Genomic DNA, 21,478 nt, shown 5'->3' on the forward strand with positions numbered 1-21,478 from the left:
TCGGGAGCCTTCCCCGGGGGAGTGTTCCCGGGGGTTGTGTGCGGGGTTCGCGCAGGATTCCGGGCCGGCGTCCGCAGCCGAGCGCGCGACCCCTGCCGCCGGGAAGCGGGAGCCATCCGGGTAAGGTCGGGGGGCATCGTCAGCACGTTCCCCCACAGGAGGCCCTCGGGTGGAGGTCCAGGAGACCCGCGTTCAGACCGACCGGGTCCTCACCATCCCCAACATTCTCAGCATGGCGCGGCTCCTCGGAGTGCCGCTCTTCCTGTGGCTGATCCTTCTCCCCGAGTTCGGCGGTCCGAAGAGCGACGGCTGGGCCCTGCTCGTCCTGATGCTCAGCGGAGTCAGCGACTACCTCGACGGAAAGCTGGCCCGCCGCTGGAACCAGATCAGCAGCCTCGGCCGCATCCTCGACCCCGCCGCCGACCGGCTGTACATCCTGTCCACCCTGGTGGGACTCACCTGGCGGGAGATTCTCCCCCTCTGGCTGACCGTCGCGCTTCTCGCAAGGGAGCTGATGCTGCTGGTCATGGTCGGGATCCTGCGGCGCCACGGATATCCGCCCCCGCAGGTCAACTTCCTCGGCAAGGCGGCCACCTTCAACCTCATGTACGCCTTCCCCTTGCTGCTCCTGAGTGACGGGTCCGGCTGGCTGGCGTCACTGGCGGCGATTTTCGGATGGGCGTTCGCCGGATGGGGTACAACACTGTATTGGTGGGCAGGGATCCTCTACGTGGTCCAGGTCCGCCGCCTCGTCAAGGCGGACGCAGCGGCCGATTGACCCCTCCAGAAGCGCAGCCGTGCAGAGTGGCCGGCCGCGGACGCCACCACAGGGTCCTTTCGGACGGGTGCCGTCGGCTGAACCGTCATCTCTTCAAGGAGGACGCTTCCGACATGAAGGCCGTCGTGATGGCCGGTGGCGAAGGAACCCGGCTTCGCCCCATGACCTCGAGCATGCCCAAGCCGCTCCTGCCGGTTGCCAACCGGCCGATCATGGAGCACGTGCTCCGGCTGCTCAAGCGGCACGGACTCACCGAGACCGTGGTGACCGTCCAGTTCCTCGCCTCGCTCGTCAAGAACTACTTCGGCGACGGCGAGGAACTGGGAATGGAGCTCACATATGCCAACGAGGAGAAGCCGCTCGGTACCGCGGGGAGCGTCAAGAACGCAGAGGAGGCGCTGAAGGACGACGCCTTCCTCGTCATCTCCGGCGACGCACTCACGGATTTCGACCTCAGCGACCTGATCGCCTTCCACAAGGAGAAGGGCGCGCTCGTCACGGTCTGCCTCACGAGGGTTCCCAACCCCCTGGAATTCGGCATCACCATCGTCGACGAGGAGGGAAAGGTCGAGCGCTTCCTGGAGAAGCCCACCTGGGGCCAGGTGTTCTCGGACACGGTGAACACCGGAATCTACGTGATGGAGCCCGAGGTCTTCGACTACGTCGAACCGGATGTCCCCGTGGACTGGTCCGGTGACGTGTTCCCCCAGCTGATGAAGGAGGGCAAGCCGATCTTCGGCTATGTCGCCGAGGGCTACTGGGAGGACGTGGGCACCCACGAGAGCTACGTGAAGGCCCAGGCCGACGTCCTGGAACGCAAGGTCGACGTCGAGCTCGACGGTTTCGAGATCTCCCCGGGTGTCTGGGTCGCCGAGGGCGCGGACGTCCACCCCGACGCCGTTCTGCGGGGGCCGCTCTACATCGGCGACTACGCCAAGATCGAGCCGGGGGCGGAGATCAGGGAGCACACCGTCGTCGGATCCAACGTCGTCGTGAAGTCGGGGGCCTTCCTCCACAAGGCCGTCGTCCACGACAACGTCTACCTCGGGCAGCAGAGCAACCTGCGCGGCTGCGTGATCGGCAAGAACACCGACATCATGCGTGCCGCCCGCATCGAGGACGGCGCGGTCATCGGCGACGAGTGCCTGATCGGCGAGGAGTCGATCGTCCAGGGCAACGTCCGGGTGTACCCGTTCAAGACCATCGAGGCCGGCGCCTTCGTCAACACCTCGGTGATCTGGGAGTCGCGCGGCCAGGCGCACCTCTTCGGCGCGCGCGGGGTGTCCGGCATCCTCAACGTGGAGATCACCCCCGAGGTGGTCGTACGCCTCGCCGGCGCCTACGCCACCACCCTGAAGAAGGGGGCCACGGTCACCACGGCCCGTGACCACTCGCGCGGCGCGCGCGCCCTCAAGCGCGCCGTGATCTCCGCCCTCCAGGCGAGCGCCATCGACGTGCGCGACCTGGAGAACGTCCCGCTGCCCGTGGCCCGCCAGCAGACCGCCAGGGGCAGCGCGGGCGGCATCATGATCCGCACCTCGCCGGGTGTCCCGGACTCCGTGGACATCATGTTCCTCGACGAGCGCGGAGCGGACCTCTCGCAGGCCCGGCAGCGCAAGCTGGACCGCGTCTACGCACGCCAGGAGTACCGCCGCGCCTTCCCGGGCGAGATCGGGGACCTGCGCTTCCCGTCGAGCGTCTTCGACTCCTACACCGGCTCCGTCCTGCGGAGCGTGGACGTCAGCGGCATCGCCGAGTCGGGGCTGAAGGTCGTCATCGACGCCTCCAACGGCAGTGCGGGCCTGGTCCTGCCGAGCCTCCTCGGCAGGCTCGGTGTGGACGCACTGACGATCAACCCCGGCCTTGACGAGTCGCGGCCCACGGAGTCGGCCGACGCCCGGCGCTCCGGACTGGTGCGGCTCGGCGAGATCGTCGCCTCGGCACGGGCCGCCTTCGGCGTCCGCTTCGACCCCGTCGGCGAGCGGCTGTCCCTCGTCGACGAGCAGGGGCGGATCGTCGAGGACGACCGGGCCCTGCTGGTGCTGCTCGACCTCGTGGCGGCGGAGCGGCGCAGCGGCCGGGTGGCCCTGCCCGTCACCACCACACGGATCGCCGAGCAGGTCGCCGCCTACCACGGCACCCAGGTGGAGTGGACGACGACCTCGCCCGACGACCTGACCCGGGTGGGCCGCGAGGAGTCCACGATCTTCGGCGGCGACGGGCGGGGCGGCTTCATCGTCCCCGAGTTCAGCTCGGTCTTCGACGGGTCGGCCGCGTTCGTCCGCCTCGTGGGCCTGGTGGCGAGGACCCAGCTCACCCTGAGCCAGATCGACGCCCGGATCCCGCGCGCCCATGTGCTGCGGCGCGACCTGGCCACCCCGTGGGCGGTCAAGGGCCTGGTGATGAGGCGGGTCGTCGAGGCCGCCGGCGACCGCCGGGTCGACACCACCGACGGCGTGCGGGTCGTGGAGGCCGACGGTCGCTGGGTGATGGTGCTGCCCGATCCCGCCGAGGCCGTGACCCACCTGTGGGCCGAAGGGCCCGACGACGCGTCGGCGGAGGCGCTGCTCGACGAGTGGACCGCGGTGGTGGACAGCGCCGGTACCTGACGGGCCCCTGTGCCGGGCGGGGCACCGGGTGCCCCGCCCGGCACTCCACGGGGGCCGTTCGGCGGTGGCGACCGCGACGTGCGACGATGTGCGGCATGTCCCAGCAGCCCCCCGTTCGGAGCAGTGGTCCCGCACCGCCCGCGCGCCCCGACGCGTCCATGTCGCTGCTGACCAACGTCATGGAGCACAGCCTCGATGACGGCTACGCCGAGGCGGCCGCGCGCCGGTCGGAGGGCGGCGGCGTCCCCCGTACCCTCAGGGCCCGTCTCGGGCTGGCCCTGGGACTGGTGCTGACCGGCGCCGTCGTCACCGTCGGCGCCGCGGAGACGCGGATAGCGGCGCCCGTGCTCGCCAAGGAGCGCGAGGAGCTGATCGACAGGGTCCAGGCGCAGACGCGTTCCGTGGGTGAGCTGGAGCGCACGGTGGAGTCGCTGCGCGAGGACGTCCACGAGCGGCAGCGCAGGGCCCTCAGCTCCTACGACTCCGGTGCGAGCAACCTGGCCGGGCTGCTGGCCGGCGCGACCGCGGTGGAGGGCCCCGGGGTCACGCTGGTGGTCGACGACGCCAAGGGCACGGGACAGGGGGGCGACGGCCCCCGGGAGAGCAGCGGGTTCTCCGACACGGGGCGGGTCCGCGACCGGGACCTCCAGCGGGTCGTGAACGGCCTGTGGGAGTCGGGCGCGGAGGCGGTCGCCATCAACGGGCACCGCCTCACCGCGCTCTCCGCGATCCGCGCGGCGGGAGACGCGGTGCTTGTGGACAACCGGCCCATGGTGCCGCCGTACACGGTGCTCGCGGTGGGCGACGGCGGGAACCTGGCCTCCGCCTTCCAGGACAGCGCCGACGGGCAGTACCTGCAGGTGCTCAAGGAGGACTTCGGCATCCGCACCCGGATCAGCGCCGAAGAGCGGGTCCGGCTGCCTGCCGCGCCGAGCCTGATCGTACGTACAGCCGAGCCGCAGGCCGCCGGTGCCGATGGGGGCAGCCGGACGGGCGCGGCCGACACAGAGAAGGACGCATCGTGATCGCCGTACTGGGCCTCGTCGTGGGAGTCGTGGTCGGTCTGCTGGTCCGGCCGGAGGTGCCGGCGGTGGTCGAGCCCTACCTCCCGATCGCCGTGGTGGCCGCCCTGGACGCCGTCTTCGGCGGACTGCGCGCCATGCTGGACGGCATCTTCGTGGACAAGGTCTTCGTGGTGTCCTTCCTGTCCAACGTCGTGGTCGCCGCGCTGATCGTCTTCCTGGGCGACAAACTCGGGGTCGGCGCCCAGCTGTCCACCGGCGTGGTGGTCGTCCTGGGCATCCGCATCTTCTCCAACGCCGCGGCCATCCGCCGCCATGTCTTCCGGGCGTGAGGCACATGAACAGCGACGACCGGCCGAACGAGGGCACGCCGGAGCCCCGTCGGGATCCCGCACCGGAACCCCGTCGGGATCCCGCACCGGAGCCCGGTCGGGATCCCGCACCGGAATCCCGGCGGGAACCGCTGCCGCCCCTGGCCCCGCCCCCGCCGCCGAGCGCGGAACCGGAGGACGGCCGGGCCGCCGCGGAGGCGGAGGAGCGGAGCACCGGGCGCCGGAGGCTGGGTGAGGCCCTGTGGCCGCCGCGCGTGACGCGTGCCCAACTCATCGTCGCGGTGCTGCTGTTCGTGCTGGGGCTGGGCCTGGCCATCCAGGTACGCTCCAACAGCGACGAGAGCGCGCTGCGCGGGGCCCGCCAGGAGGACCTGGTGCGCATCCTCGACGAGCTCGACAACCGCACCCAGCGCCTCCAGGACGAGAAGCAGAGCCTGGAGGAGCAGCGCACCGAGCTGGAGAACAGTTCGGACCAGGCGGAGGAGGCGCGCAAGCAGCTCCGGCAGAAGGAGCAGCAGCTCGGCATCCTGGCCGGTACGGTGGCGGCCCAGGGGCCGGGCATCACGCTCACGATCGGCGACCCCTCGGGGACGGTGGAGCCCGACAGGCTGCTGGACACCGTGCAGGAGCTGCGTGCGGCCGGGGCGGAGGCGATCCAGGTCAACGGGGTCCGGGTGGTGGCGGGGACCTACTTCTCCGGCACCGCCGGCGCCGTCGAGGTGGACGGCGAGCGGATCAGCGCGCCGTACACCTTCCGGGCCATCGGCAAGCCGGAGGACCTGGAGCCTGCGCTGAACATCCCCGGCGGTGTGGTGCAGACCTTGGAGAAGGAGCAGGCCACGGCTACCGTGGCTCGTTCGGAGAAGATCGTCGTGGACGCCTTGCGACCGGCGGAACCGCCTGACTACGCTCGGTCGTCATCGCAGTGAAGCGGGGGAACATGGGGGCTGCCGGACCAGGGCAGTGGAGTTCAGGGGGGCGGCGCGCCGGATCGGCGGCGCGTGGTGGAAACTGTCGGGTGGTCACGGACGTTGAGAAGGTGTCCGGGTCGGCAGGTGTGGTTGTTCAGGGTTCGTCCTGCCCCACGGGCGGGTCTATTTCGGTCAAGGGGAAACGCCCGTGAAGTTGTTTGGGAAGTTGTTCGGCAAGAGCGCGCGCGAGGACGGCGACGCCCGGCACCGCGCGCCGCGTCACGGCCAGGCCGAGGAGCAGGGCGGTGACCGTCCGCTGTTCCGCGACGAGATCGCCACCGGCGACCATTCCGGTGGACGGGGCGCGTCGTCTGTTGACCCTGCCGGTGCAGGCCGCATAGGTTTCGGGGAACCATCACGTACGGGTGGAGGGTTCGCCCCGGACCCGTACGCGACCGACCCCCACGCGGGGCAGCCGCGGCAGGAGGAACCGTCCATGGCGGGCTTGCCGGTTTGTACGAGGTGCGGCCACCAGAACACCGAGGCCGCCCGGTTCTGCTCCCAGTGCGGTGCGCCGCTGCGCGGCGGGGTGCCCGCCGAGCGGGCCTCGGAGACCACGTCGACGATCTCGATCTCCGGGATCGAGGCGTACGACTCCGAGACCACCGGCCAGACCGCGCTGCCCGCGCTCTCCCCGGAGGCCCAGGCCGCGGTGGACGCGCTGCCGCAGGGCTCGGCCCTCCTGGTGGTGCGCCGCGGCCCGAACTCGGGCAGCCGCTTCCTCCTGGACGGCGAGCTGACGACGGCCGGGCGCCACCCGCAGAGCGACATCTTCCTGGACGACGTGACGGTGTCCCGTCGTCATGTGGAGTTCCGCCGCGGTGCGGACGGCCACTTCACCGTCTCCGACGTCGGCAGCCTCAACGGCACCTACGTCAACCGCGAGCGGATCGACTCCGTCCCGCTGTCCAGCGGCGACGAGGTCCAGATCGGCAAGTACCGGCTGGTCTTCTACGGGAGCCAGCGGGGCGTCTGACCCGTCAAGGGGAAGGTAATGCTGCGCACACCCCCAGGCGGTGCCGGCCACGGCACCGCCGCACCGGGCGACCGTCCGATGAGCATCGGAGCGGTGCTCACCCGGCTGCGGGACGAGTTCCCCGAGGTGACGATCTCCAAGATCCGCTTCCTGGAGGCCGAGGGGCTCGTGGAGCCCAGCAGGTCCCCGTCCGGGTACCGCAAGTTCAGCCCCCAGGACGTGGAGCGGCTGGCACTGGTCCTGCGGATGCAGCGGGACCACTACCTTCCCCTGCGGGTGATCCGCGAGCAGCTGGACGCCCTGGAGCGCGGCGAGCAGCTGCAGCTGCCGCCGGGCCCCGCCCCGGGCGAATCCACGGAGGAGCTGTGGGAGCCGGGGGCCGAGGAGCCCACCGTGCGCAGGGTCGGCCGGGCCGAGCTGCTGGCCGCGTCGGGCGCGGGCGAGGAGGAGCTGGCCGAGTGGGAGTCCTACGGTCTGGTGACGCCGGACGGGGACGGCGGCTATCCCGCCGAGGCCGTCACCGTCGCACGGCTCGTGGCCGATCTCGGCAGGTTCGGGCTGGAGCCCCGCCACCTGAGGGCCATGCGGGCGTCGGCGGAGCGTGACGCCGGACTGGTGGAGCAGGTCGTCGCGCCGCTGCGCCGTCACCGCAATCCGCAGACCAGAGCCCATGCGGAGGCCACCACCAGGGAGCTCGCGGCCCTGTCCGTACGGCTGCACGCGGCCCTGGTGCGCAGTGCCCTCGGGATCCGCTCGACCTGATCTTGACCCGGCCCGACTACCCAAACCCGGCGCGGACGTCCTAGGGTTGCTGTGTGAATGAGCTCGACGTTGTGGGTGTCCGGGTCGAAATGCCCTCGAACCAGCCGATCGTGCTCCTGCGCGAAGTGGGAGGCGACCGGTACCTCCCCATCTGGATCGGTCCGGGTGAGGCCACGGCCATCGCCTTCGCGCAGCAGGGCATGGCCCCCGCCAGGCCGCTGACCCATGATCTCTTCAAGGACGTGCTCGAGGCCGTGGGCCAGGAGCTGACCGAGGTCCGTATCACCGACCTGCGCGAAGGCGTCTTCTACGCGGAGCTGGTCTTCGCCAGCGGTGTCGAGGTCAGTGCCCGTCCGTCCGACGCCATAGCGCTCGCCCTGCGCACCGGGACGCCGATCTACGGCAGCGACGGTGTCCTCGACGACGCGGGAATCGCGATCCCGGACGAGCAGGAGGACGAGGTCGAGAAGTTCCGCGAGTTCCTCGACCAGATCTCGCCCGAGGACTTCGGCAGCAGCAACCAGTGATCCCGGGAACGCGCCCGTGCGGACGGCCGGCCGGCGCGCCGCGGACGGCGGCCCGTGTTCACGCGGGGTGACGGCGGCGCGGGGTCCTGTCGACGGTCGGTGACGGGAGTGGTGGGGCCCGTGACCATTCGGCCAGCTTTTCCCGGTCCCGGGTCACGGCAAACCACTCCCAGGGTGACTATCACCCGGCGTGGCGAGTGTGGCGATCGTTGACGGGCCCCGGGCGACTCCCTACCGTCGTGGTGGCAGGTCAAGGACGGAGGTCGGCGTGAGAAGCAGCGGCGGCAGTGCGGCTGGGGGCGGCCCCGGAGTCAGTCCGGTGGGCGGTGCGCCGTATCCGCTGTGCGGGAGCGCGGACGAACCCGGGCAGGACACCATCGGCTACCGCGGGCCGACGGCCTGCGCGGCGGCCGGTATCACCTACCGCCAGCTCGACTACTGGGCGCGCACCGGGCTCGTCGAACCGAGTGTCCGCGCCGCCTACGGATCGGGCACCCAGCGCCTCTACAGCTTCCGGGACGTCGTCGTCCTCAAGATCGTCAAGCGCTTCCTCGACACCGGTGTCGCCCTCCAGAACATCCGCGCGGCCGTACAGCACCTGCGCGCCCGGGGGTTCCGGGACCTTGAGCGCATGACGCTGATGAGCGACGGGGCCACGGTCTACGAGTGCTCCTCGCCCGACGAGGTCGTCAGTCTGCTCCAGGGCGGCCAGGGCGTCTTCGGGATCGCCGTGGGCGTCGTGTGGAGGGACGTGGAGACCGCGCTCTCCCAGCTCCACGGGGAGCGCGTCGACACGGGGGAGACGCTCATCGGCAACAACCCCGGCGACGAGCTGGCCCGGCGCCGCCGCGACCGCGCCGTCTGAGGCCCCTCCGGTCCCCCGCCTCCGGCCCGGCCGCCCCGCAGCGCCCTCCGTCACCCGTCCGGCGGTACGCGGCCGGTTCCGTGTCCGGCGCCGCGGACACCCCGGCGCGGCTGTCGGTGCGGTAGGGCAGCATCGGGGGTGTGAGATCCGCCCCGACCGTCCTTCACCTGGACATGGACGCCTTCTTCGCCGCCGTCGAGCAGGCGGCGAAGCCCTCCCTGCGCGGGAAGGCGGTCGTCGTGGGCGGCCTCGGGCCCCGGGGTGTCGTCGCCACGGCCTCCTACGAGGCCCGGCGCTTCGGCGTCCACTCCGCCATGCCGACGGCCCAGGCCCGGCGCCTCGCCCCGAACGCCGCCTACCTGGTGCCCCGGTTCGCGCTCTACCGGGCGGTCAGCGACCAGGTCATGACTCTGCTCCGCGAACTGTCGCCGCTGGTGGAGCCCCTGTCGCTGGACGAGGCGTTCGTCGATCTGGAGGCCGGGGGAGCGGCGGAGGACTCCGCGTCCGCGCGGGCTGCCGGCCTGCGGCTGAGGGCCGACATCCGTGCGCTGACCGGGCTGAGCGGCTCGGTGGGCCTCGCCGGTTCCAAGATGCTCGCCAAGATCGGTTCCGAGCAGGCCAAGCCCGACGGGCTCCTGCTCATCGAGCCGGGCACCGAGCGCGAGCTGCTCGCCCCCATGCCGGTGCGCATCCTGCCGGGGGTCGGCCCGGCCACCGGGGAGCATCTGCGCCGGGCCGGGACGGCCACGGTGGGCGACCTGGTCGAGGCCGGGGAGGACGAGCTGGTGCGCCTGCTCGGCAGGACGCACGGTACGGCCCTGTTCCGCATGGCCCTGGGGCGCGACGACCGCCCGGTCGTGGCCGAGCGGGACGCCAAGTCCGTCTCCGTCGAGGACACCTTCGACACCGACCTCCACGACAGGCTGCGGGTGCGCACGGAGGTCGACCGGCTGGCCGAGCGGTGCGTGCGGCGCCTGAGGGCGGGCGGGCACTCGGGGCGCACCATCGTGCTGAAGGTGCGGCGCTACGACTTCTCCACCCTCACCCGCTCCGAGACCCTGCGCGGACCCACCGACGACCCCGCGGTCGTCCGCGAGGCCGCGGGGCGCCTGCTGGAGTCGGTGGACACCACGGGCGGGGTGCGGCTGCTCGGCGTGGGGGTCACCGGGCTGGCGGACTACACCCAGGAGGACCTGTTCGCCCAGGCCGCCGCCGGGGCGGGCCCGGAACCCCGGGACCACGCACCCCCCGGCCGCGCGGCCGGGGACGGGGCCGCACCGGGCGGGTCGGACGGGGCCGGGGAGCAGCGCCCCGCGCCGCCTGCGCGGGACCGGTCCGGGAGCCCCGCGGGGCCCCGGCACTGGGCGGCGGGGCAGGACGTCCGGCACGCCGTGCACGGCCCCGGCTGGGTCCAGGGCAGCGGCGTCGGCCGGGTCACCGTGCGGTTCGAGCAGCCCGGGTCCGAGCCCGGGCGGGTACGGACCTTCCCCGTGGACGACCCGGAGCTGGAGCCCTCCGACCCGCTGCCCCTGGTCGGGGGCGGCGGCACTGCGGCCCGCGGCTGAGCGCCCCGGCCACGGCCGCCCGGAGCGGCGGCTGCCGGTGCGCCCGCCGCGGCGGCGGGCTCAGGGCCTGCCCGGTGGCACGGACGGCCCTCAGTCCTCCTCGCCCGCGATCCGGCCGAAGGACCGGTCCCCGGACGCCGGAGCCGGCGTCGTCGGCGGGGGAGGGGCCAGATGGAGCCCGTAGTGGTGGTAGAGCTGGAGCTCCTGCTCGGGCGAGAGATGACGGCCGACACCGAAGTCCGGGGCGTTCCTGATCAGGGAGCGCTCGTAGGGCACCCGCAGCATCCCGCCGACGAGCTCGCTCGGCTCCAGGGGGACGAACGCGTCCCTGCTGAAGAGACCCGTGCGCACGGCCGCCCACTCCGGGACCCCCGTCGCATCGTCCAGGTACACCTCGTCGACGGTCCCGATCTTGTGGCCGTCGCGGTCGAAGGCCTTGCGGCCGATCAGGCTGCGCGGATCGATGTCGGTCTGCACGGTCCCTCCAACTGATCGCGGCTGCTCCCCCTCCTACGAAAGGCCACATCGGCGGTGTCGGCCACTCGGGGGACCGCGCGGAACACGCTGGTACCCTGGCAGACGGCTGTCGACCCCGTGCGGGAGAGTCCACCGGCGAAACCCCGCCGGCGGCGCCGAAGGAGCAAATCCTCCCCGGAATCTCTCAGGCCCCTGTACCGCACGGACGAGGTCACTCTGGAAAGCAGGGCGGGCGTCGGACGGCATCCGCTCTCACCGACGGTGAAAGCCGGTGCGTGCCACACGTGCCCGGTGAAGCTCTCAGGTCGAGATGACAGAGGGGGAGGCCGTCCGGGCATCCGCGTCGTGATGCCCCTCGCAGGTCGTACTAGACCAGGAGGCCTCCCACATGACCGACAACCGCATCCCGCTCTCGGAGCTCGAACGCGGCACCCCCTTCGAGCACCGCCACATCGGCCCCGACACCGCCGCGCAGGCCAAGATGCTGGCCCAGGTGGGCTACGGCTCGCTCGACGAGCTGACCGCCGCCGCGGTCCCGGACGTCATCAGGAGCGCGGAGGCCCTGGATCTTCCCGAGGCCCGCAGCGAGGCCGACGTCCTCGCCGAGCTCGGCGCCCTCGCCCGCCGGAACAGCGTGCTCGCGCCCATGATCGGCCTCGGTTACCACGGCACCTTCACGCCCCCCGTCATCCTCCGCAACGTCATGGAGAACCCCGCCTGGTACACGGCCTACACGCCGTACCAGCCGGAGATCTCCCAGGGGCGCCTGGAGGCCCTGCTCAACTTCCAGACCGTGGTGGCGGACCTCACCGGACTGCCGACCTCCGGCGCGTCGCTGCTCGACGAGGGCACCGCGGCCGCCGAGGCCATGTCGCTCTCCCGCCGGGTGGGCAAGGTCAAGGGCGGAGTCTTCCTCGTCGACGCCGACGCGCTGCCCCAGACGATCGCCGTCATAGAGACCCGGGCCGAGCCCACCGGCGTCGAGGTCGTGACCGCCGACCTGTCCGACGGCATCCCCGCCGAGATCGCGGAGCGCGGTGTCTTCGGCGTGCTGCTGCAGTACCCCGGCGCCTCCGGCCAGGTGCGGGACCTCAAGCCCGTCATCGACCAGGCGCACGGGCTCGGGGCCGTGGTGACCGTCGCCGCCGACCTCCTCGCCCTCACGCTGCTCACCCCGCCCGGGGAACTGGGCGCCGACATCGCGGTGGGCACCACCCAGCGCTTCGGCGTGCCGATGGGCTTCGGCGGCCCGCACGCCGGCTACATGGCCGTCCGCGACGCCCACGCCCGCAGCCTTCCCGGCCGTCTGGTCGGCGTCTCCGTGGACGCGGACGGGAACAAGGCCTACCGCCTCGCCCTCCAGACCCGCGAGCAGCACATCCGCCGCGAGAAGGCGACCAGCAACATCTGCACCGCCCAGGTGCTCCTCGCCGTCATGGCGGGCATGTACGCGGTCTACCACGGCCCCGACGGCCTGCGGGCCATCGCGGAGCGGACCCACCGCTATGCCGCGCTCCTCGCCGACGGGCTCCGCGCCGGGGGCGTCGAGGTGGTGCACGGCTCCTTCTTCGACACCGTCACCCTCCGGGTGCCCGGCCGCGCGGCCGAGGTCGTCGCGGCCGCCCGCGAGGGCGGGGTCAACCTGCGCCTCGTCGACGCCGACCACGTCTCCGCCGCCTGCGACGAGACCACCGGCCGCGAGCAGCTCGCCGCCGTGTGGGCCGCCTTCGGGGTGAGCGGGGACGTCGAGGCGCTGGACGCCGCCGGCGCCGACGCGCTGGCCGCGTCGCTGCTGCGGACCGACGACTACCTGGCCCACCCGGTCTTCCACCAGTACCGCTCCGAGACCGCGATGCTGCGCTACCTGCGCCGCCTCGCGGACCGGGACTACGCGCTGGACCGGGGCATGATCCCGCTCGGCTCCTGCACCATGAAGCTGAACGCGACCACCGAGATGGAGCCGGTCACCTGGCCGGAGTTCGGCCAGATGCACCCGTTCGCGCCGGTGGAGCAGGCCGCGGGCTATCTGACGCTGATCACCGAGCTGGAGGAGCGGCTCGCCGAGGTCACCGGCTACGACAAGGTGTCCATCCAGCCCAACGCGGGCTCGCAGGGCGAGCTCGCCGGGCTGCTCGCGGTGCGCGCCTACCACCGGGCGAACGGCGACGAGCAGCGCACCGTCTGCCTGATCCCGTCCTCGGCCCACGGCACCAACGCGGCCAGCGCCGTCATGGCCGGGATGAAGGTGGTCGTGGTCAGGACCGCCGACGACGGCGAGATCGACGTCGAGGACCTGCGGGCCAAGATCGAGCAGCACCGCGAGCAGCTGGCCGTCCTAATGATCACCTACCCGTCCACCCACGGCGTCTTCGAGGAGCACGTGGCCGACATCTGCGCCCAGGTGCACGACGCGGGCGGCCAGGTGTACGTCGACGGGGCCAACCTCAACGCCCTGGTGGGTCTGGCCAAGCCGGGCCGCTTCGGCGGGGACGTCTCGCACCTCAACCTGCACAAGACCTTCTGCATCCCGCACGGCGGCGGCGGCCCGGGCGTCGGTCCGGTCGGCGTCCGCGCCCACCTGGCGCCGTACCTGCCCAACCACCCGCTCCAGCCGACCGCCGGCCCGGAGACGGGCGTCGGGCCGATCTCGGCGGCCCCGTGGGGCTCCGCGGGCATCCTGCCGATCTCCTGGGCCTACGTGCGCCTGATGGGCGGCGAGGGCCTGAAGCGGGCCACCCAGGTGGCGGTGCTGGCCGCCAACTACATCGCCAAGCGCCTGGAGCCGCACTACCCGGTCCTCTACACCGGCCCCGGCGGGCTGGTGGCCCACGAGTGCATCATCGACCTGCGGCCGCTGTCCAAGGCGACGGGGGTCAGCGTCGACGACATCGCCAAGCGCCTGATCGACTACGGCTTCCACGCGCCGACCATGTCGTTCCCGGTGGCCGGCACGCTGATGATCGAGCCGACCGAGAGCGAGGACCTGGCCGAGCTGGACCGGTTCTGCGACACCATGATCGCCATCCGGGCGGAGATCGAGAAGGTCGCCTCCGGCGACTGGCCGGCGGAGGACAACCCGCTGCGCAACGCCCCGCACACCGCGGCGGCGCTGGGCGGCGAGTGGCAGCACGCCTACAGCCGCGAGGAGGCCGTCTTCCCGGCCGGGGTGAGCGCCGCCGACAAGTACTGGCCGCCGGTCCGCCGCATCGACGGCGCGTTCGGTGACCGCAACCTGGTCTGCTCCTGCCCGCCGCTGGACGAGTACGACGCCTGACCGGACCGCCCCCCCGGGGCGGAGACCCGCAGGGGCCGTGCGAGGACACCGTCCTCGCACGGCCCCTGCGCCGTTCCCCCTCGCGGGGGAGCGCCCGACGGGCCCGCGGTCAGGCCGCCGTCACCACCTGGCCGGCGCCCAGGGCGCGCCGGGGAGCGATGACCCGGCCGTCGGGGAGGAGTTCACCGGTGTCCTCGAAGAGCAGGACGCCGTTGCACAGCAGGCTCCAGCCCTGCTCCGGATGGTGCGCCACCAGGCGTGCCGCCTCCCGGTCGGCGGAGTCGGACGTCGGGCAGACAGGCTGGTGCTGGCACATGGGCGGGTTCTTTCCCTGCGATGTGGTGTGATTCCTGCGGCTCGATGAGCTGTTCATGGCCGCCCCCCGTATCGTGTCGGTCCGGTGCCAGTCTTCCGCTGCGGAGCGCGATCCGCAGGGATTTCACGGCAGCTCTTCCTACTGATGGATGACGCATCACCCGCCGGAGCGGTTCAGGACACCCGGGCCGTCACTTCGGGGGGTTCTGCATGGCCCCAGCGGGCTAGTCACTCCGGGCGGGGCGCGTCCGGGGGCGGACACGGGTACGCCCCGTGCCCGTGGGGGCGCGGGGCGTACGGAGCGGCGCGGGTGCCGTCAGGCGGCCGGGTCGAGCAGTGGAGCCGGCGCCAGCCGCAGGGTCATCAGCGGCAGCAGGTCGGCCGCCGGGTGCGGGCGGTGCGCCGCGATCCCGGGGGGCGCCGGGGCCAGGGGGACCAGGAGGTCGCCCGGCTGGAGCGAGCCCCGTGCCGGATCGGCCTCGGTGTCCGCGTGCAGCCACAGGGTGAGCATGTAGAGCTCGGGCACCGACAGCAGCCGGGCCTGGCCGTGGGCACCGGTGGACTCCGCCTGGTGCAGGGCGAGTTCGGTGGAGGCCAGGTAGGGCCCTTCGAAGAAGTGGGAGAACGCCCAGCCGTCGGCGCTGGGCACGCTGTCGGCCGCCGCCACGGCGCGATCACCGCTGCGGACCAGGAAGCGCCAGCCGGCGAGCCGGGTCGCCGGCTGGCCGCCTGCGGTCACGACCCGATCGAGGACGTGCAGCGGGAGCGGCAGCTCGGCGCTCAGTGGTCCCTGGACGGACCGCAGGGCCCGGGTCGGAGCCTCGCGGACCGCCGCGGGGGATCCGAGCGCTGCGAGAACGCTGCGCAGGGCGGATGCGGGGGCCGGGGGGAAAAGCAGCGGCATGATGGGTCGCCTCTCACTCAGGAGACACGGTGATGCGGGGAGGTGCGGACGACGCTGTCGGCAGGGGGCCGCGCGGGGCCGGAGGACCACCGGGCGCCGACTGTCGGCCCGTTCGCGGAGTTTATACGACACTTGTTCGCCCGATGTTTCCGCTAGTCGTCGCCCATATTTCCCACAAGGCGAATACCGGACCCCGTCGCCGGGCCTGTCCCGCTGTTCGGGCGAGAGGTACGGACCGTGGCCAGCGGATTCACCGTCCGTGCGGTAGGCCGAATCCGATCGGTGGTTCTCGCCGCGGCGTGCCGGTGAATATCCCTCCGGCATATCCGTTGGTATGTGCCGCCGGTATGTGCCCCACAGGGGCTGACTCCAGCCTATCGGGAGCGTGCATGTGCCGGGGGCGTTACGGATCAAAGAGTCTGGGCATTATCGTCCGTGTCACGAGCCGCCCTGGCTGAGTGGCTTCCAGTCGAGGAAGGAACCGCCGATGGGGGAGAAGGTCGTGGCAGGCGGGTTCGACCTGTCCGATCGGCAGCGGTACCGGCGCAAGCTCCAGCAGTGCCTCGCCGGACTGGGGAGGCTCCTGGCCGAGAAGCGGTTCGACAGGCCGAGGAATCTCATGGGCCTGGAGATAGAGCTGAATCTCGCCGGCGGGGACGGCATGCCGCGCATGATGAACGGAGAAGTCCTCTCCCGCATCGCCAGCCCGGATTTCCAGACCGAGCTCGGAATGTTCAATCTCGAAGTGAACATCGTTCCGCACCGGCTGGAGGGCCATGTTCTCGACCAGCTCGCCGAGGAGTTGCGGACGGGACTCGGATATGCGGACCGGAAGGCCGGTGAGGCGGGTGCCGGCATTGTGATGATCGGGATTCTGCCCACGCTCGCCCAGCAGGACCTGGTGACCGCCAACCTCTCCGCCGTCGACCGCTACACCCTGCTCAACGACCAGATCGTCGCGGCCCGCGGGGAGGACTTCACCCTCGACATCTCCGGCGTCGAGGATCTGCACTGCACCTCCTCCTCCATCGCCCCCGAGGCGGCCTGCACCTCGGTGCAGCTGCACCTCCAGGTCACCCCCTCCCGCTTCGCCGACGTCTGGAACGCCGCGCAGTCCGTCGCCGCCCTGCAGGTCGCGGTCGGAGCCAACTCGCCCTTCCTCTTCGGCAAGGAGCTGTGGAGGGAGTCCCGGCCGCCGCTGTTCCAGCAGGCCACCGACACCCGCCCGCCCGAACTCCAGGCCCAGGGGGTGCGCCCGCGGACCTGGTTCGGGGAGCGCTGGGTGACCTCCGCCTACGACCTCTTCGAGGAGAACCTGCGCTACTACCCCGCGCTGCTGCCGATATGCGACGACGAGGACCCCCTGCGCGTCCTCGACGACGGCGGTGTGCCCAGGCTCCAGGAGCTCGTGCTCCACAACGGCACCGTGTACCGCTGGAACCGCCCCGTGTACGGCGTCGTCGACGGAGTGCCGCACCTGCGCGTGGAGAACCGCGTCCTGCCCGCGGGGCCCACGGTCACGGACGTCATCGCCAACACCGCCTTCTACTACGGCCTGGTGCGGGCGCTGGCGGAGGACGCCCGGCCGGTGTGGAGCCGCATGCCCTTCGAGACGGCCCACGAGAACTTCGAGGCGGCCTGCCGCCACGGCATCGACGCCGAGGTGCGCTGGCCCCGGTCCGGCAGGGGCGGCGGGCTGGTCACCGTACCGGTGGTCGACCTGGTCCGCGACGAGCTGCTGCCGCTGGCGGAGGCCGGGCTGGACGCGTGGAACATCGAGCGGGCCGACCGGGACCGCTACCTCGGCGTGATCGAGGAGCGCTGCCGGCGGCGGGCCAACGGCGCCTCCTGGCAGGTGCGGACCTACCATCGGGCGCTCGGGGCGGGCCTGGGGCGCGAGGCGGCCCTCGCCGCGACGACGCGGCGCTACATGGAGCTGATGCGGGAGGGCGAGCCGGTGCACACCTGGCCCGTCGGGTTCCCGGGGCCGGGCGGGGCCTGACCGCCCGCAGGCACCGCCGGGGGGCGCTCCGCCCGCCGTGCGGAGCGCCGGGCGCCCGGCGCCGGCGGGGAGGCTCGGGGAGGACCCGGCTGGGACGGCGGCACCCGCATCGGGCAAGCTGTGGTCCCCCATGCGGTGGGCCCCCTCACCGGTGCGCCGGGAGGGGCCCGGGCCTTGCGCGGGTGCGGGGCCGGGGCCCGCCGCACGCGGCCACGCACCCGCGCCCCCAGGGCGAGGGAGCGTGGCCGTCCACCGAACCTGGAGGCACGTGTGCAGGCAGAGGCCGTCGGCGGGAGCCACTCCCGCCCTCCCGCAGGACTGTCGGTCGGGCTGCTGCGGTCCGAGACCGTGCTGGTGCTGGCCCTGTCGCTCGGGGCCAGCGCGGTCTCCTCGCTGATCAGCTTCGTCGGGTCGCTCACCAAGCCCGGTGGGCTCAAGGACCAGGCCGCCACCCTCAACGGCTCCTACGCGCCCGGGCGGCCCTGGCTCGACCTCGCCTGGCAGCTGTTCGGCATCGCCACCGCCCTGGTGCCGGTGGCGCTGGTGGCGCATCTTCTCATCAGGGAACGCGCGGGGCTGGGCGCGATCGGCTTCGACCGGAGCCGCCCCTGGTCCGACCTCGGCCGCGGAGCACTGGTCGCGGCCGGGATCGGCAGTGCCGGGCTGGCCTTCTACCTCCTCGCGCGGGCGGCGGGATTCAACCTCACCGTGGTACCCGAGTCCCTGCCGGACGTGTGGTGGAAGTACCCGGTGCTGGTGCTCTCCGCCGTGCAGAACTCCGTCGTCGAGGAGGTCATCGTCGTCGGCTACCTGCTGCGCAGGCTGGACCAGCTGGGGTGGTCGCCGAGGGCGTCGCTCGCGGCGAGCGCCGTGCTGCGGGGCCTCTACCACCTCTACCAGGGCGTCGGCGGCTTCGTCGGGAACATGGTGATGGGCGTGGTGTTCGTGCTGCTGTACCGCCGCTGGGGCAGGGTCGGGCCGCTGGTCGCGGCCCACGCCTTCCTGGACATCGTGGCCTTCGTCGGATACGGGCTGCTCGCCGGCCGGGTCGACTGGCTGCCGACGCCCTGAGGCGGCGCCGGGGCCGGGCAGGGCCCGGCCCCGGCGCGGCTCACGGGGCCGTGAGCAGCTCCCCGTCGATGACGGTGACGGCCCGCCCCGAGAGCAGGGTGCGCTCCCCGTGCAGCTCGGTGCGGACCAGACCGGAGCGCGCGGACGCCTGGAGACCCGTCAGCACCGGACGCCCCAGCCGGGCGGACCAGAAGGGGGCGAGGGCGGTGTGGGCGCTGCCCGTGACGGGGTCCTCGTCGATGCCGAGCCGGGGGAAGAAGCAGCGCGAGACGTAGTCGTGGCCCCGGGCCGGGTCCGCGGCCGGAGCGGTGGCGACGACTCCCCGGTCCGACAGGGCGGCCAGCGCGGCCGTGTCGGGGCGCAGACCGCGCACCGTGGCCTCGTCGGCCAGCTCCACGAGCAGGTCGCCGATGTGCTCGCCCGTGTCGTGCACCGACAGGGGCGTGGCCCCGAGGGCCTCCGCAAGGCCGTCGGGCGCGGCAACGGGGGTGAGCGGCGAGGTGGGGAAGTCCAGGGTGACGGTTCCGTCGTCCCCGGCGGTGGCGGTCAGGATCCCGCACCGGGCCGCGAAGCGCACGGTCCCCTCCGTCCTGCCGTCGCCGTGCAGGACGTGCGCCGTGGCCAGCGTCGCGTGCCCGCACATGTCCACCTCCGCCGCGGGGGTGAACCAGCGCAGGGCGAAGTCCGCCTCCGACCCCGGGGGGAGGGGGTGGGCGAAGGCCGTCTCGGAGAGGTTGACCTCCGCGGCCACGTTCTGGAGCCACGTGTCGCCGGGGAAGCCGGGGGAGTCCAGGACCAGGACACCGGCCGGGTTCCCGGTGAAGGGACGGTGGGCGAAGGCGTCGACGATTCGAATCCGCATGCCGCGACCGTAGAGCGCCCGGGCCCCGGCGGGACAAGGCCAATCCGCAGCCACTGGACTCTTCGCGGCCCGCCCCGCGGCGTACCCCGGCGGTCCCCGGCGGGGCCTCCGCGTCGGGGACCGGGGGGAACGACCGCGACCGGGCCGGGCGCCGCGCACGGCGGCGGGGGAGGGCCTTCGACCGCCGACTGGCCGTTCGGGATCCGGCCGCCACGCCCGCGCTGATCGAACGGCTCAGCCATGACCCCGCGGTCTGGACGCGTCAGGCGGCGGCTGGTGACCCGCGCCTCCCGCTCCACCGGCTTCGCGAGGCCCTCCACGTACCCGAACTGGCCTCCAGCGCGGGCGCCAACCCGGCGCTTCCCGAAGACGAGATGGCCGCCGTCCTGGACCGGGCCGGCGTTCCCGTCTGACCAACGGGCAGAACCGCCCGGCTCTGCGCCACGTCCCTGCAACCCGGCCGGGCAGTCCCGGGGATGACGGCCGTGATCGACCGGACGTCCCCCTCGTCGGGCGGACGCGCGGCAGGGCGACGATCGTGACGGTCAGCCTGCACCGGCACGGACAGCGGGGCAGTCACCCTTCGCCGACACCAACCGGCTTTGGCCGACTCTCCCCGGCAAGCGGTCAACGACCGCCGTCACAGGTCGGCAGACGCCGATCGGGAGCATTGTCATCCGACAGGTTCCGATATATCGTTGAAGCATCGCGACAGATCAACGATGGAAGGAGTGCGCGATGGACGCGGAACAGTACGGCGGATACGGGCGGGGTCGTGGACACTGCGGGCCCGGTCATCGCGGCGGTGGGGAGCGGGAGGGGCACAGGGCGGCCTTCGGGCCCTTCGGCCCCGGCTTCGGCGGCCCCTTCGGCGGGGGACGCGGGCGCGGCGGAGGTCGCGGCAGGGCCCGCCGCGGCGATGTGCGGGCCTCGATCCTGGCGCTGCTCAAGGACCGGCCCATGCACGGCTACGAGATGATCCAGGAGATCGCCGAACGCAGCGGCGGGGCGTGGAAGCCCAGCCCCGGATCGGTCTACCCCACCCTCCAGCTGCTGGAGGACGAGGGACTGATCACGAGTGCCAGCGAGGGCGGCAAGAAGCTGTTCACCCTGACCGGCGCGGGGCGCGCCGAGGCCGAGTCGGGTCCCGAGGCCCCCTGGGAGGAGGCCGGTCGCGGTGTCGACTGGGACACCGTCAACGAGGTCCGACAGGCGGGCTTCGGACTGATGGAGGCGTTCGGGCAGGTCTGGAAGACCGGCTCCCCGGAACAGCGGCAGAAGGCCGTCGCCGTGATCAACGAGGCACGCAAGAAGCTCTACCTCATCCTCGCTGACGACTGACGACTGACGACTGACGACTCGACGGCGTGCGGCAGGCGCACAGGGCGGGGCATGGCCCGGGACCCGCGGTGGCGGGTCCGGGGCCACGCCCGCATCCGGGGCAGGGCGGCGCGCGGGCCGTGGGGGGCGATCTCCTCCGCAGGGATGAGGCGCCCGGGACGCGTGCCCGACCTGCGTCGGATGGGCGGATGCTCCCCTGCGGGGAGGTTTTCGTGCCGGATGCCTGGTGAAGTGGGAGGGTGTACAGCTCCGCCCCGCCGACACGGCCCTGCCGCGCCTTTGCCGACCGCCCCGCCGCCCCGGGCGCCGGGCCCGCCGCCGTCCTCTCGGGCGCGCGCCGCAGGGCTCTGCGCGGCGGCGACCGGCACACCGACACCGCCCACCTCCTGCACTCGCTGCTGGAGAGCGACGACCGGGCGCGCGCGGCCGTCGGAGACCCTGCGCGGGCGGCCCGGGTACTCGGCTACCTCGTGCAGCGCAGCATCGGGTACGGGCTGCGCTGGCAGCGCACGGTGGAGGGGGTGCCCCCGAGGCCGGGCCACGCCGCACGGTGCGGGAGCGGGTCCCGCGCCTCCGCCTCGGCCGCGCTGTCCCCCTCGGCGGCGGGCGCCGTCGCCGCCGCGTCCGCCCGCGCCCGCCGCCGGGGCGGCGACGAGGCGACGGGACTCGACCTGCTCGCCTCCCTGGCCGCGGACCCCACCTGCCGCGCCGTGGAGGTGCTGCGGCGGGCGGGTGTCGACCCGGCCGTCCTGACGGACCGGATCGCGAGCCGTCTCGACATGTGTCACAGGGGTGACGGTCCTGACGGGCGCTGACATCATGGCC

The 21,478-nt window shown here is 72.8% G+C and carries 19 protein-coding genes and 1 riboswitch; of the genes, 15 read left to right on the forward strand and 4 right to left on the reverse strand.

The window, feature by feature from the left end:
* Positions 1-169: 169 nt before the first annotated feature.
* The 10 genes from NPS70_RS17005 to NPS70_RS17050 all read left to right on the forward strand — a co-directional run bounded on the left by NPS70_RS17005 (position 170) and on the right by NPS70_RS17050 (position 10,407).
* Positions 170-778, forward strand: a complete 609-nt coding sequence (locus tag NPS70_RS17005) for a CDP-alcohol phosphatidyltransferase family protein (protein ID WP_256525131.1) — start codon at positions 170-172, stop codon at positions 776-778.
* 113 nt (positions 779-891) lie between these two features.
* Positions 892-3,387, forward strand: coding sequence for a mannose-1-phosphate guanyltransferase (locus tag NPS70_RS17010; RefSeq protein WP_256525132.1), 2,496 nt, complete (start codon positions 892-894; stop codon positions 3,385-3,387).
* A 95-nt stretch (positions 3,388-3,482) separates the two neighbouring features.
* Positions 3,483-4,412: a DUF881 domain-containing protein gene (locus NPS70_RS17015; RefSeq protein ID WP_256525133.1), complete on the forward strand. Its 930-nt coding sequence runs from the start codon at positions 3,483-3,485 to the stop codon at positions 4,410-4,412.
* Complete coding sequence (locus NPS70_RS17020; RefSeq protein WP_003970459.1) at positions 4,409-4,741, forward strand: small basic family protein; 333 nt, start codon at positions 4,409-4,411, stop codon at positions 4,739-4,741. The genes NPS70_RS17015 and NPS70_RS17020 overlap by 4 nt, the downstream gene beginning before the upstream one ends.
* A gap of 5 nt (positions 4,742-4,746) precedes the next feature.
* Positions 4,747-5,670 carry a DUF881 domain-containing protein gene (locus NPS70_RS17025; RefSeq protein ID WP_256525334.1) on the forward strand — a complete coding sequence of 308 codons (924 nt, stop codon included), beginning with the start codon at positions 4,747-4,749 and terminating at the stop codon, positions 5,668-5,670.
* A gap of 148 nt (positions 5,671-5,818) precedes the next feature.
* Positions 5,819-6,688 (forward strand): FHA domain-containing protein, encoded by an 870-nt coding sequence (locus tag NPS70_RS17030; RefSeq protein ID WP_256525335.1) that lies wholly within the window; start codon positions 5,819-5,821, stop codon positions 6,686-6,688.
* Positions 6,689-6,706: 18 nt separating this feature from the next.
* Positions 6,707-7,450: a MerR family transcriptional regulator gene (locus NPS70_RS17035; protein ID WP_256525134.1), complete on the forward strand. Its 744-nt coding sequence runs from the start codon at positions 6,707-6,709 to the stop codon at positions 7,448-7,450.
* A 53-nt stretch (positions 7,451-7,503) separates the two neighbouring features.
* Positions 7,504-7,977 (forward strand): bifunctional nuclease family protein, encoded by a 474-nt coding sequence (locus NPS70_RS17040; RefSeq protein WP_109294339.1) that lies wholly within the window; start codon positions 7,504-7,506, stop codon positions 7,975-7,977.
* A 319-nt stretch (positions 7,978-8,296) separates the two neighbouring features.
* The gene (locus NPS70_RS17045) at positions 8,297-8,842 is read left to right on the forward strand and encodes a MerR family transcriptional regulator (RefSeq protein ID WP_256525336.1); all 546 of its coding nucleotides are present in this window, start codon (positions 8,297-8,299) and stop codon (positions 8,840-8,842) included.
* 140 nt (positions 8,843-8,982) lie between these two features.
* The gene (locus NPS70_RS17050) at positions 8,983-10,407 is read left to right on the forward strand and encodes a DNA polymerase IV (protein ID WP_256525135.1); all 1,425 of its coding nucleotides are present in this window, start codon (positions 8,983-8,985) and stop codon (positions 10,405-10,407) included.
* Positions 10,408-10,497: 90 nt separating this feature from the next.
* On the opposite strand, the gene NPS70_RS17055 is transcribed toward NPS70_RS17050, so the two are convergent.
* Positions 10,498-10,884, reverse strand: a complete 387-nt coding sequence (locus NPS70_RS17055; protein ID WP_256525136.1) for a PRC-barrel domain-containing protein — start codon at positions 10,882-10,884, stop codon at positions 10,498-10,500.
* Between the two features lie 110 nt (positions 10,885-10,994).
* Positions 10,995-11,094: riboswitch (glycine riboswitch) on the forward strand.
* 178 nt (positions 11,095-11,272) lie between these two features.
* Here NPS70_RS17055 and gcvP point away from each other — a divergent pair.
* Positions 11,273-14,158: an aminomethyl-transferring glycine dehydrogenase gene (gene gcvP, locus NPS70_RS17060; protein ID WP_256525137.1), complete on the forward strand. Its 2,886-nt coding sequence runs from the start codon at positions 11,273-11,275 to the stop codon at positions 14,156-14,158.
* Positions 14,159-14,267: 109 nt separating this feature from the next.
* Here gcvP and NPS70_RS17065 read toward each other — a convergent pair whose 3' ends face one another.
* Both NPS70_RS17065 and NPS70_RS17070 read right to left on the reverse strand, forming a co-directional pair.
* Positions 14,268-14,474, reverse strand: a complete 207-nt coding sequence (locus NPS70_RS17065; protein ID WP_305885997.1) for a DUF5999 family protein — start codon at positions 14,472-14,474, stop codon at positions 14,268-14,270.
* 315 nt (positions 14,475-14,789) lie between these two features.
* Positions 14,790-15,377: a hypothetical protein gene (locus NPS70_RS17070; RefSeq protein WP_256525139.1), complete on the reverse strand. Its 588-nt coding sequence runs from the start codon at positions 15,375-15,377 to the stop codon at positions 14,790-14,792.
* Between the two features lie 487 nt (positions 15,378-15,864).
* On the opposite strand from NPS70_RS17070, the gene NPS70_RS17075 reads away from it, so the two are divergent.
* Together NPS70_RS17075 and NPS70_RS17080 are read left to right on the forward strand one after the other, a co-directional pair.
* Complete coding sequence (locus NPS70_RS17075) at positions 15,865-17,379, forward strand: glutamate-cysteine ligase family protein (protein ID WP_256525140.1); 1,515 nt, start codon at positions 15,865-15,867, stop codon at positions 17,377-17,379.
* 270 nt (positions 17,380-17,649) lie between these two features.
* Positions 17,650-18,450 carry a CPBP family intramembrane glutamic endopeptidase gene (locus NPS70_RS17080; protein WP_256525141.1) on the forward strand — a complete coding sequence of 267 codons (801 nt, stop codon included), beginning with the start codon at positions 17,650-17,652 and terminating at the stop codon, positions 18,448-18,450.
* A 40-nt stretch (positions 18,451-18,490) separates the two neighbouring features.
* Here the strand turns inward: NPS70_RS17080 and NPS70_RS17085 are convergent, their stop codons facing one another.
* Positions 18,491-19,312, reverse strand: a complete 822-nt coding sequence (locus tag NPS70_RS17085; protein WP_256525142.1) for a PhzF family phenazine biosynthesis protein — start codon at positions 19,310-19,312, stop codon at positions 18,491-18,493.
* Between the two features lie 738 nt (positions 19,313-20,050).
* Between NPS70_RS17085 and NPS70_RS17090 the strand changes: the two genes are divergently transcribed.
* Both NPS70_RS17090 and NPS70_RS17095 read left to right on the forward strand, forming a co-directional pair.
* Positions 20,051-20,653, forward strand: coding sequence for a PadR family transcriptional regulator (locus tag NPS70_RS17090; RefSeq protein WP_256525143.1), 603 nt, complete (start codon positions 20,051-20,053; stop codon positions 20,651-20,653).
* Positions 20,654-20,892: 239 nt separating this feature from the next.
* Complete coding sequence (locus NPS70_RS17095; protein ID WP_256525144.1) at positions 20,893-21,468, forward strand: Clp protease N-terminal domain-containing protein; 576 nt, start codon at positions 20,893-20,895, stop codon at positions 21,466-21,468.
* Positions 21,469-21,478 lie beyond the last annotated feature (10 nt).

Source organism: Streptomyces sp. C10-9-1 (assembly GCF_024497955.1).
Taxonomy (GTDB): domain Bacteria; phylum Actinomycetota; class Actinomycetes; order Streptomycetales; family Streptomycetaceae; genus Streptomyces; species Streptomyces sanyensis.